General features: G+C 38.7%; 10 protein-coding genes, 1 tRNA gene and 2 pseudogenes. 9 read left to right on the top strand and 4 right to left on the bottom strand.

The genetic code is table 11. The annotated features are described in order from the left end of the window. Window positions 1–194: 194 nt before the first annotated feature. Window positions 195–1,370: a MalY/PatB family protein gene (locus KNQ09_RS06030; RefSeq protein ID WP_214857874.1), complete on the bottom strand. Its 1,176-nt coding sequence runs from the start codon at window positions 1,368–1,370 to the stop codon at window positions 195–197. Between the two features lie 438 nt (window positions 1,371–1,808). Here KNQ09_RS06030 and KNQ09_RS06025 point away from each other — a divergent pair. From KNQ09_RS06025 to KNQ09_RS05990, 8 genes and pseudogenes are all read left to right on the top strand, one after another. After that, window positions 1,809–1,879, top strand: a tRNA-Thr gene (locus KNQ09_RS06025). 89 nt (window positions 1,880–1,968) lie between these two features. Further along, window positions 1,969–2,856 carry a helix-turn-helix domain-containing protein gene (locus KNQ09_RS06020; protein ID WP_214857871.1) on the top strand — a complete coding sequence of 296 codons (888 nt, stop codon included), beginning with the start codon at window positions 1,969–1,971 and terminating at the stop codon, window positions 2,854–2,856. A gap of 12 nt (window positions 2,857–2,868) precedes the next feature. Further along, window positions 2,869–3,765, top strand: a complete 897-nt coding sequence (locus KNQ09_RS06015; RefSeq protein ID WP_214857869.1) for a helix-turn-helix domain-containing protein — start codon at window positions 2,869–2,871, stop codon at window positions 3,763–3,765. Continuing rightward, on the top strand, window positions 3,762–4,694 hold the full coding sequence (locus KNQ09_RS06010) for a helix-turn-helix domain-containing protein (protein ID WP_214857867.1): 933 nt from the start codon (window positions 3,762–3,764) through the stop codon (window positions 4,692–4,694). Before KNQ09_RS06015 ends, KNQ09_RS06010 begins: the two co-directional genes overlap by 4 nt. A 125-nt stretch (window positions 4,695–4,819) precedes the next feature. Beyond that, window positions 4,820–5,089: pseudogene (locus tag KNQ09_RS17585) on the top strand (helix-turn-helix domain-containing protein); the annotation flags it as partial. Between the two features lie 14 nt (window positions 5,090–5,103). Then, window positions 5,104–5,658, top strand: a pseudogene (locus tag KNQ09_RS06000) (tetratricopeptide repeat protein); the annotation flags it as partial. A 36-nt stretch (window positions 5,659–5,694) separates the two neighbouring features. After that, window positions 5,695–6,561: a helix-turn-helix domain-containing protein gene (locus tag KNQ09_RS05995; protein ID WP_214857864.1), complete on the top strand. Its 867-nt coding sequence runs from the start codon at window positions 5,695–5,697 to the stop codon at window positions 6,559–6,561. A gap of 28 nt (window positions 6,562–6,589) precedes the next feature. Further along, complete coding sequence (locus tag KNQ09_RS05990; RefSeq protein WP_214857863.1) at window positions 6,590–7,465, top strand: helix-turn-helix domain-containing protein; 876 nt, start codon at window positions 6,590–6,592, stop codon at window positions 7,463–7,465. Here KNQ09_RS05990 and KNQ09_RS05985 read toward each other — a convergent pair. Continuing rightward, entirely contained in the window at window positions 7,462–8,091 is a 630-nt protein-coding gene (locus KNQ09_RS05985) for an FMN-dependent NADH-azoreductase (RefSeq protein ID WP_214857861.1), read from the bottom strand. The genes KNQ09_RS05990 and KNQ09_RS05985 overlap by 4 nt on opposite strands. A 145-nt stretch (window positions 8,092–8,236) precedes the next feature. On the opposite strand from KNQ09_RS05985, the gene KNQ09_RS05980 reads away from it, so the two are divergent. Beyond that, entirely contained in the window at window positions 8,237–10,078 is a 1,842-nt protein-coding gene (locus KNQ09_RS05980; RefSeq protein ID WP_483299310.1) for a putative bifunctional diguanylate cyclase/phosphodiesterase, read from the top strand. Window positions 10,079–10,163: 85 nt separating this feature from the next. On the opposite strand, the gene KNQ09_RS05975 is transcribed toward KNQ09_RS05980, so the two are convergent. Beyond that, window positions 10,164–10,841, bottom strand: coding sequence for an amino acid ABC transporter permease (locus tag KNQ09_RS05975; RefSeq protein WP_064299703.1), 678 nt, complete (start codon window positions 10,839–10,841; stop codon window positions 10,164–10,166). A 2-nt stretch (window positions 10,842–10,843) separates the two neighbouring features. Further along, window positions 10,844–11,686 (bottom strand): transporter substrate-binding domain-containing protein, encoded by an 843-nt coding sequence (locus KNQ09_RS05970; RefSeq protein ID WP_058705360.1) that lies wholly within the window; start codon window positions 11,684–11,686, stop codon window positions 10,844–10,846. Window positions 11,687–11,878: the final 192 nt, after the last annotated feature.

Raw genomic sequence — 11,878 nt, 5'->3', positions numbered from 1 at the left:
TGATATGTTCCCCACCTTACAGGGGATAAAACGACTTTGCAAGTCACTTCATTTTCATGAAAAGTGCTGCCACGCCTAGTGCCTTAAGGGATTGGGACGGTTTTAGTCCCTGTTAAAGTTCATCAATTAGAAATATTCTGAATAATTAAATAAAACATAAATGACCCTAATAAATTAGGATCATTTATGTCATGTTAATTGGTCCAAAACCGTTGGTATGCGGTGCTTAAACGGTCTAGTGCCTGATCTAATTGTGTACGAGGACAACCGATGTTTAAACGTTCAAATGTTTCTCCACCAGACCCGAACGAAGAACCATGCGTTAGAGCGATTTTTGCCTCCTTGACGAGCCAATCTGATCGTGTTTTACTATCTAGTTCTAGTGCTTTGAAGTCGATCCACAACAGGAAAGTTGCTTCTGGAATGACGACGTCTAATTTTGGCATCTCTTGGCGAATCCGACGGATGGCATGGTCACGATTTCCTTCTAAATAAACAAGCAATTGTGAGAGCCATTGTTCACTCATAGCATCACCATACGCTGCCGAAATTGCAGTTGAAGCCAATGCATTCGGATGAACGAAATGACGTTGCTGGATACGCTCGATCTGTTGACGAATCGAGATGTCAGGTACGATCAAATAAGACGCATATAGACCCGGAATATTGAACGTTTTGGATGGGGCACTCACTAAAATGAGTTTTTCATAATCCAAACCGAGAATAGGCGTGTGCATGGAACCTGTATAGACGAGGTCCGCATGAATCTCATCGGATACAAGATAAACATCATGTTGCTTCGCGAGTTCGACGATTTGTTGTAATTCTTCTCTCGGATAAACTTTACCACTTGGATTATGCGGGCTACAGAGAATCATCATACGTGCTGTTCGCATTTGCCGTTCGAGAAGTGGAAAGTCTGTCTGATACGTCTCACCGTCTAAAAGAAGCGGACTTTCAATGAGTTGTCGTTGATTAGACTGAATGATTTGATGAAATGGAGGATAGACCGGTGTCTGGATGATGATTTCATCACTCGGTTCCGTCAATGCGAGGACCGTATGTGCAAGTCCTGGAACGACACCACTTGAGTAGAGAATGGAATCAGTAGTGATTGTGACGTCATACCGCTTTTGAAACCAATGCTGAATCGCTCGTTTTGCTTCGTCTTCAAACATCGAGTAACCGAAATGACCTGTAGCAGCACGTCTTGTCAATCGTTCTGTCAAATGGTGTGGTGGACGGACGTCCATGTCGGCAACCCACATCGGAATCAGCTCATCTGATCCATACAGCGAAGGGAGCCCGTCCCACTTGACGGATCCTGTATTTCGGTTCTCGATCGTTTCATCGAAATTGATTTGTTCCATCAGACTTCACTCCTGTTCTTTAATAATTGAATGACTCCATTTCACCATAGCGGATAGGGAGAGAGTGGGGCAAGTCGAAAAAATAAAGGTTTAACTTTTATTCGATAAGGAAATTACTAAACTCGAACCTACCATAACGGAACGGAGTGATGATCATGTTGCATTCTAAAGTAGTCGTCGGGCGATCGCCTGAAGAATTAGAGGAAAGACTAAATGACTTTTTTGAAAATAATGGGGTCGGATCGAACGCCATCATTACATTAAAATTTTCAACATTCGTTGCGTCTAAAGCGGATGAACATTATTCAGTTTTAGTCGTTTATGATAACTCGCTAACGAAAACTACATTGTAAATTAGTGACAAGAAGTTGAGCTGAAAAAGCATCGACTTCTTGTTTTGTCTTTTTCTATAAGTTATACTAGAATCAGGTTTTGCAAGCTTCCGTAGGTTAATGGCAGACCTCAGCAATGGTAATGCTGCAGTGCGAGTTCGATTCTCGCCGGAAGCATAGACACGTCTTCCGTCTCAAGTGATATATACTTGAAACGGAAGACTTTTTTCATGAGTTCGATATTTTTGATTTGAGGAGTGACCTCTATGCATCCAGTCATTCATTCTGTTGGTGATAAAATCAAACAAGAACGAAAAAAACAAGGAATGACACAAAAAGCACTTTGTGAAGGAATTTGTAGTCAGGCTGAAATCAGTAAAATCGAAAATGGTCGAAATTCCCCAACGATTGATTTGTTACAGCAGATTTGTCGAAGACTACGCATCCCGATTTCATTGTTTTTTGAAGATGAGATCGTCTCACAAAAATTAAATGAAATAGACCAACGAATGTTGCGCCATATGAGAGAGAAAACTTACTCAGCTATGGAGAAGGATTTAGAAGAATATGCAAAAGCAAATACTGAATTTGAAATTCAAGTGTTAATTCGATATCATCAAAAGCTGTTATTACATGAAAAAGGAAACATCGATTTTAGAACATGTATTTCTGCGTTATTAAAATTAGTCATTGAAGAAAGTTTAGTTGAAAAGTCATTTCTTCTCTACACAAGAATTCAGATGGCAATTGCTGTTTTATATACGAATCATGAGGATTACACGCATTCTCATCAAATTTATGAAGCGCTATTAAAACTACCTTACCGTACACGCGAGTATAAAAAAATTAAAATGAAAATCATATATAATTACTTACGTAACTTATATCGGTTAAAGCGATTCGAGGAAGGGTTAAAAGAAGTTGAACACGCGATAAAAGAAACCAAAGAGCTAGAAGATTTAACATACATTGGTCACTTTTATTATCAAAAGGGCTTCTTTTTAGAAGCGTTAAACGCTTCCGAGAAAAGTATTAAAGAAGCGTATACAATTGCTTACTCATTTTTCACTGCGACGAATAATCACGCATACCGAAAAATTCTTGAAACACATTTATCAGATCTATTGCTATTTCCTGTAGATGGAAGTGAGTGAGGAATGATGAAGATGGATGATTTAACTTCATCGATTGGTACAAAAATCAAACAATTTCGTATCGAAAAGCAAATGACCCAAAAAGAACTATGTGCTGATTTATGTAGTCAGGCTGAAATCAGTAAAATCGAGAACGGCTTAAATTCACCAACCGTAGAATTGTTACAAAAAATTGCCGCTCGTTTAAATAGTCCGATTGCACTTTTATTCGAGAATCCTCAAGCTAATGAAGAAATAGATTTTTTTGATAAATTTATTTCAGATCAACTTCGAGAAGAGAATTTTGATCAAATCATACAATTCATTTCAAAGTATGATTACAAAGAGAATATGAATTTAATCATATTAAGTGCTTACTTTCAGATCATCGTGGATATGAAACAAAATCGGTTTGATTTTAGAACAGCCACTTCCTTATTAAGTAACCTTTTAAACAAGTATGATGTTTGGAACGAATCCATTTCTTTATTCATTCGGATTAAAACGGCAATTGCCAATATATATGCTGAACATGAGTTATATCATTTAACTACAGGTACTTATTCCGACATTGAAACGCTATTAGAACGACTCAAAAGTTCCTTATATATTACTTCTTTGATAAAAATCTATTTTAATCATGCTCAAATTCTTTTGTATCAAGATTTATTTGAAGAAGCGAACGTGTTTATTCAAAAAGGAATTAATTTATGCTTAGATTCTCAACAGACTTTCCTGTTAGGGCATTTTTATTTTCAATTAGGAAATTATCAAGAAGCTGTCGGTAACGCTTTATTTCAAAAGACATATACGATAGCTTATACATTGCTACACGCATTTGAATTCGAAACGACGAAACAATTAGTCGTTGACCTAAAGAAAGAACATTTATTATTTACTTTTGAGTCTACCGTTAAACACGAAGCATGATTCAAAATACAGTGAGACGTTTTAAGATATTTGGAGGATTTGATAGAATGGTTAAAGCTAATCCAATTGGAGAAAACTTAAAACGATTTCGTGTTCAAAAGGGGTATTCTCAAAAAGAACTATGTGCTGATTTATGTAGTCAGGCTGAAATTAGTAAAATTGAAAACGGCTTAAATTCTCCGACAGTTGATTTATTACAACAACTTGCTGTAAGGTTGCAAGTTCCCATCTCTTTGTTGTTTCAAGAACATACCGATCAGGAAAAGTTCTTTCAACTAGATCGATTCTTATCCGATTTGCTTCGAGAAGAGAAATACAAAGAGGCGTTAGAGCGAATTCACCAGCAAGAAAAGGATAGCATCGTCGAAATCGACATTTTAAAAAGCTACATCAAGACGATCATTGACCTAAAGCAAAATCGAATCGATTTTCGGTCAGCGGCAAGCCTACTCAGCAACTTGTTGATTGAAAAAGAAGTCTGGTCTCAGTCCATTCAATTGTTCATTCGAATCAAAATGGCGATTGCGAATATGTATTCAGAGCAAGACTTATTTCATTTAACGGAATCCGTGTATCAGGAATTAGAAAATGAAATCGAAGTTCTTCAGTCCACTATCCATCTAAATTCGCTATTGAAAATTTACTTCAATCATTGTCAAATCCTTGAGTACCAAGGGAAGTCTGAGGAAAGTATTGTCATCGCAAAAAAAGGATATGAGTTATGCTTGATGCATAATCATACATTTCTCTTCGGTCATTTTTATTATCAACTCGCTCATTATAATGAACATCTAGGTGAGAAAGATACAACACTCCAAAAACAGTACTCAGTCGCCTATGCACTGTTTCATGCGTTTGAACACGACGTTCGGAAAAAGATGATTCTTCGTATGAAGGAGTCGTATATGTTGTTCACTTTTGAGAATTAATGAAAAGGATACGTGACCTTCTTGGTAAACAAGGAGGTTTTTTCATGAAAAGTGCAACTCGTTTATTTCAAAGAGGTGATTAGATGAAGGACGAACATTCTATTGGTAAGTAACTCAAATTTTTTCGACAATTGAAGGGGTTATCGCAAAAAGAACTGAGTGCAGGGATTTGTAGTCAAGCTGAAATTAGTAAGATCGAGAACGGGAAGACGATGCCGACTGTGGAATTATTACAACAACTCGTAACAGTACTTCGTGTTCCTATATCAGAATTATTAAAGAGCAATTCTGAACATCAATTGGAGCAGGTAAATATCCTTGATCAAAAACTTAGTACCTTACTACGCGAGAATGCTTTCGATGAATGTTTTCATGAAATGAAAAAAACTCAGTAAGTGAATCTTCTGATGAAATAAGACGATTAATGACCTACTATGAAATTGTGATTGCATATCGAAAAAAACAAGTTGATTATCGAACGACCTCCGTTTTATTTACGCGATGGATGGATCAAGAGGATTTATGGGTGAAAGATCCGGTGCTTTACTTTCGAATCAAGATGGCATTATCCATTTTATATGCAGAGTGCGGACAGTATCAACAAGCAGAAAAGATTTATGATGAAGTATTACGCATCACTACAGAAATCAGTGGTCTGAAGAGTGAGCGACTAAAGATCCTTTATAACTATGCAAAATTATTATATAAAATGGATCAGTCTCAAAAGGGTCTTCGTATCATCGAGGAAGGCATACAGCTCAGTCGACAATTGAGACAGACTTCCTACTTAGCGCACTTGTATTATCAACGTGGCGAGTTTCATGAACGGATGGATACGAATTTTATGCAGATGAAACATGATTATACGATGGCGTATGAATTATTCTCTGCTTTTCAGATGAAACAATACGCTACCATCGTTCTAAAGACGAAACGTTCTTTTCTACAATCTGTACTGGACTAAGATTACTACAAAAAATATAAGAAAGGAGGAGGAAGATTGCGTACCGAGTCATTTGGTAAACAGATAAAACAACTACGAATCGAGAAAAATTTAACACAAAAAGAATTAGCGAAGGGTGTATGTAGTCAAGCGGAATTAAGTAAGATTGAAAATGGAAAAATAATTCCAACGATCGATCTTGTTCAACGTTTGTCTCAAAAATTACATATTTCAATGGATCAAATCTTTATCGATTCAAATGAAGTAAAGCTATTTCAGGACTATGACGTACAACTGTCGGACTTTTCTAGGCAACGTCGTTATGATGAAATGCTAGAATTTATGAAACGTTTACCGACTAGTCTTCCTCCTTCCGTTCAATTATTGATTCAATATTTTGACTGGGTCGCTCGCGAAGGTAAAAAAGATATCGATTACCGGACATGTATCTCTCAATTGCTTCGCTTATCGGATGAACACCAAATGGAAATAGAGTATCCTGTTATTTATTTACGTATTCGAATGTCAGTCGCGAACTATTATTATTTGAACGGTCAATATCCATATGCACGAAAAATCTACGAAGATTTATTAACGTATGAGTATTCGACATACGCACTCAAAAAATTACAGTGTAAAATCATATATAATCATGCGCAACAGTTGTATTTTCAAAATGACTTTAAAACAGGACTACAGGTTACTGAACAAGGAATTTGTTTATCCATCGAACGAAAAGATACAGCGATGTTAGGACATTTCTTTTATCAAAGAGGATGTTTCTATGAAGAATTGAATTATCGAAAGTGTGATATTCATGATGCGTTTACTCTTGCCTATTCCCTTTTTACTGCCTTTGGCAATGATAATCATGCCGCGTTAGTCTTAAAAGGAAAAAAACAATTTCTCCACTTTCAAATGTGAGGACGGAAGTGAAAGAAAGGACGATATAATGGATCACTTACCCGTCTCGATTGGTTATGAAATCAAGCGAATTCGAAAAGAAAAAAAGATTACACAAGCAGAATTGTGTGAAGGCATTTGTAGCCAAGCTGAAATCAGTAAAATCGAAAATGGTAAAAATTCACCCACCATCGATTTGCTCCAACAAGTCGCAAAACGATTAAAAGTACCATTGTCGATGTTGTTTCAGGATCATTTACGAAGCGATGTTTTTCAATCGTATGACGAGCAATTAGCAGAACTATTGCGTACTAATCAATACGTTGATGCTTTAGAGATGATCGAACATGTTCTTTCAACGGTAGATTTTGAGGAAGTTCGTGATTTGGCAGCATATTATCAAGTCATCGTTCAGGAAAAAAGTGGTCAACTTCACTACTTAAAAGCCATTCAATTGCTCGAACGATTAGTTAATAAAGAACACCTTTGGTTTGAATCAGCTATTCTGTATATAAGAATTCAGATGGCGATAGCGAATTTGTATGTTGAACACGGTGACTTCGATTTAGCGGAGGGTATCTTCCAGGCATTGATTCAATCGAATTATCCATCCATCGAATTGAAAAAGGTTCGAATCAAGATTTTATATAACTATGGACAACAACTTTCTAGGCAAAAAAAATACCTTGCCGGTCTAAAAATCACCGAACAAGGTATTCAAGAGAGTCTTCAAATAGAAGATGGTCATTTCTTAGGTCACTTTTATTATCAGCGAGGATATTTCACTCAACAACTGAATGGCGATCTTTCAGCTATCCAACGCGATTTTACGATGGCCTATTCCGTCTTTCGAGCATTTGATATGCCACTTCATGAAAAACTGCTTCTGGAAGAACATGCAGAGTACGTTCTCTTCCCAACTTAGAACGAACGACCGAATTGTCGGCATTCTTGAAGTGCTTGTTCGATTAATTCAGAGGCACGTTCCGGATATTGCTGATGTCCCTCGAGAATGACAGTCGATACATCCTCAATGCCGAAAAATGCCAATAGATCGAGCATGTAGCGAACAGCGTGTTCACTCGGTGCTTTCTCTTTCGTCGAGTAATCACCACCGCGTGAATGAATCAACAGGACTTGTTTGTCTTCAACAAGTCCAATCGAACCTTCGGCCGTATAACGAAATGTTTGACCAGCTTGAGCAAGGTAATCCATATAATTGTGCAGCGGTGCCGGAACCGTCAAGTTCCACATCGGAAATGAGAAGACGACCTTATCGGCATCTAAGAAGCCGTTTAAATACTCCTGAAGTCGCTGTGCATGTGTCGCATCCTCTCCAGTTAATTCCTCGCCTTTAAAGAGGCGACCTGCCGCGCTCGCCAGTTTCAAATCGAAGAAGGGAAGACGTTCTTCAAATAAATTTAAAACCGTAACTGTATCATCCGGATGTGTTTCACGATACGCGTTCAAAAAGGCATCGTTCATTTCAGAGCTAATGCCTTTTTTTTGATGTGTGCTATCGTTCGCTTCAATGAATAGTAAATGTGACATAAACATTACTCCTTTCTATACCTCTCTATTCCCATTCTACTTAAAATCATGACTTCCCAATATTTTATTATTTTTAGAAAATTCAGGTTTTATTTCGGTTCTGATAAGGAAAATAAACGACAGGAACTAGAAAGAGGGGATGGCGGTGAATACACAGCGACGTTCTTCCAATAGTCTGCAATATCATCGAGAGATTCGAGCAAATTATCAATTGTTCGGGATGATCATTTTTGTATTGACGAGTTGTGGTGCCGTTTTATATATCGTTGCCAACGTATTTAGTCGTTCTGGTCTGAACGGGGAGGATTGGATACGTGCACTTGTCATTGCAAGTGCTGGAATCGTGCAATATTTCATCGGTAAAAGTTCGTTGTCAGATCGTTTAAAACCTCATATGATGTCGAGTATTTTTTTATTGATTCCTTATATTTATTATCCATTCATCGATCGGGGAGTCCAGACGGTTTGGGCATGTGCCCTTCTTTTCATTTTAGCGTCCTTAGTCGTCATCAACCGGACGATGCTACTGTATGCAACAAGCATCACGACGATCTCCCTACTCTATATCTGGTATCAAACTCCTTCATTAGAAAACGTTACGATGTTTGCGTCTGATCATATCGCACGAATTGGACTTATCTTAATTGCGACGATCATCAGTTTATTGATCCATAATCAATACGTCACCCGTCTTGAACGTAATATTGACTACTTAGCACGTTTACAAGAACAAGCATTTACGGATACTGTGACAGGTTTGTCGAACCGTTCTTCTTTTGTCATAGAAGTGGACAAGAAAAAACGAGAAGGCGACATGATTTGTCTGGTTGATCTGGATGATTTTAAAACCGTCAATGATGCTTTTGGTTACCGGACAGGTGACCGCACTTTGCACATCATTGGTCGTCGGTTAATGAATCGCTTTCCGGATTGTACGATTGCGAAAGCGAGCGGAAGTGCTTTTTTACTGCATGCTCCAAACCATTACGATGCACGAAGCCTTTGTGACGATATTTTATCGAGTGTATCAGAGCGCGTTCAAATTGACTTTAAACAGATTAACGTCACTGCAAGTATCGGTGTTTCCTATGTAAATGACGAAACGACGGACCATGTCATTAATGATGCGGAGATTGCCTTGTTCACTGCTAAATCCAATCGGAAAAATACGTATGCGATTACAGATTTGGCGACACAAAATGAACGAAAACGGGCGCTTCAGTTAACACGCGACTTATACGATGCAGAGTTGGATCGCGACTTTTTTATTTTATTTCAACCTCAAGTCAATGCAAAAACGCGTCAAATTACAGGAGTCGAAGCATTGATTCGTTGGAATCATCCGGAATATGGTCTTGTTCCGCCAATTGAGTTTATTCCACTTGCGGAAAGGACACGTTTTATTGAGACTCTCGGAGGTTGGGTCATGCGTCAAGCCTGTTTCCAAGGGAAAGCATGGTTGGAAGGGGGGAAGGAACCTTTAACGATTTCCGTGAATGTCTCGCCGTGGGAACTGCGCCAACCCGATTTTACGGAGCGTGTATTAGCGATCTTAAAACAGTCAGGCTTTCCTCCATCATTACTCGAAATCGAAATGACAGAACACATCTTCATCGAAGGAACTGAGCAAATCATCGAGACATTAAATGCACTCCATTTATACGGGATTCGGATTGCGCTCGATGACTTCGGAACGGGATTTTCATCGATGCAATCGTTAGTGGAGTTACCGTTCGATCAATTGAAGATCCCAAAAGAAATCGTTCAAGAAGCCATTCATTCAGAGAAAAAACGAGCGATGATCGAGACGATCATTCAGTTAGGAAAGCGATTAGATATGACAATCGTAGCTGAAGGGATTGAATTAGAAGAAGAGGCGACATTGCTCGAGCGATTGGGATGTCATACGTTGCAAGGATATCTCTTCCATCGCCCGTTACAACCAAGACAATTAGAACACTTTTTAACGATGTATCGAGAAGGCTGACTGACGATATGATATATCAAAGAAAGAAAGTAAACAGGCGATGGACATGGTCCATCGCCTGTTCGTATAGCTATTTATCAATGAATCACAGATACCGCGCAAAACGACGTTCGAGAACCTCTTGAATGACTGCGATACAAGAACAGATTCCCCAGTAGATGAACGCAACAACAAAATAAACGGTCATATAATCGAATTCGCGCCCACCGACGATTTTTGCTTTTTGAAAAATCTCAGGAACTGTAATCATAGCAGCAAGCGATGAAGCTTTGACCAGATCAAGCAAGACGTTTGAGAGTGGTGGGATGGCAATCCGGATCGCTTGTGGCAAAATGATGCCAACAAACGTCCGATACCTGGATAAACCGAGTGACGCTGCCGCCTCTTCTTGCCCACGATCAATCGATAATAAGGAAGAACGAATGATCTCTGCCATGTACGCAGCACTATTCAAACTAAAACCGGTGATTGCTGCTGTTAACGCGTCAAGTTGAATATTGATGACCGGCAGTCCGAAATACAACATGAACAGCAACACGAGAATCGGAACACCACGCATGAACGAGATATAAGCGCTAGCCCCGATGCGTAAAAGTCGAAGGTGAGACAGACGGCAAAGGGCAAGGATTAACCCGATTCCGAGACCAATGGCCATGCTGAGCAAGGAAATCCATAGCGTCTGTCCCAGTCCACTCAAAATATAAGGAAACGATTCGACCGCCAATTCCGGATTGAAGACGGACCGCCAATCAATCGAAGACATCGTCAGTTCACATCGACGATCGTCGTTTTGACGTCAGGCATTTGGGAGACATCTTTTCCAGCATAGAATTGCTTCGAAATTTCCTTTAACGTGCCGTCTTCCTTCATTTTATCGAGTTGTTCGTTAATGTTGGATTGAAGTTCCTTGTTATCTAAATCCATGATTAAACCAACCTGACTTGGATTATAAGCGATATCAGGATGAATCGTAATATCGAAGTCCTTGAAGAAATCGACAGCGAGTGTTTGCAAGTAGTAATCATTCAAGATGACGTCTGTTCGACCATTTGAGACATCTCGTAGATATTGATCGTTCGTCGCGTTATCGTAAGTGACTTCTTTTGCACCATATTTTTTAGCAATCTGCATATACGTCGTTGTGGCTTCTCCGGCAGCTTTTTTTCCTTTTAGATCTTCGAGAGACTTGATGCCTGACAAATCACTTTTACGAACGATTGCCGTACCATACGTATATTTATATGGTTTTGAGAACGCGAATTTTTCTTTACGATCATCGGTGATCGTAATGTCGTTGGCGGCAAGATCGACTTGACCTGTATTGACGCTTGTCAACATACCGTCAAATGACATCTCTTTGAATTTCACTTTCAAATCAAGACGTTTTGCTACTTCTTTGACGACTTCAACGTCGAATCCAGTCAACTTATTGTTTTTCTCTTCATGATAAGATGTCGGATAAAGTGTACCAGCCGTAGCGACGACAATCGTTCCTTCTTTTTGAATCTTGTCATATGCGGTTGCCTTCTCCTCTTGCTGACCACATGCGCTTAATAAGATCGAGCTTCCTGCGATCAAGAGACCCGTAAATTGCATTGTTTTTTTCATCGTATTATTCCTCTCTTTATTTCCATGATCAATAACTCTTTTCATAGTTAAAAATACCACGGAATCATATGTTCGGGCAAAGTAATACGCGCACAAAGTGTAGAATTCAACCAAAAAAAATATTGAATGAATATCCAAGTTTGTGTAAGCGTTATCAATGTTGATATATGGTAATTCTATCTCTAGAGGTTG

It is taken from the genome of Exiguobacterium sp. s191 (assembly GCF_018618955.1).
Lineage (GTDB): Bacteria > Bacillota > Bacilli > Exiguobacteriales > Exiguobacteriaceae > Exiguobacterium_A > Exiguobacterium_A abrahamii.
This window is presented reverse-complemented; position numbering and strand designations above follow the sequence as displayed.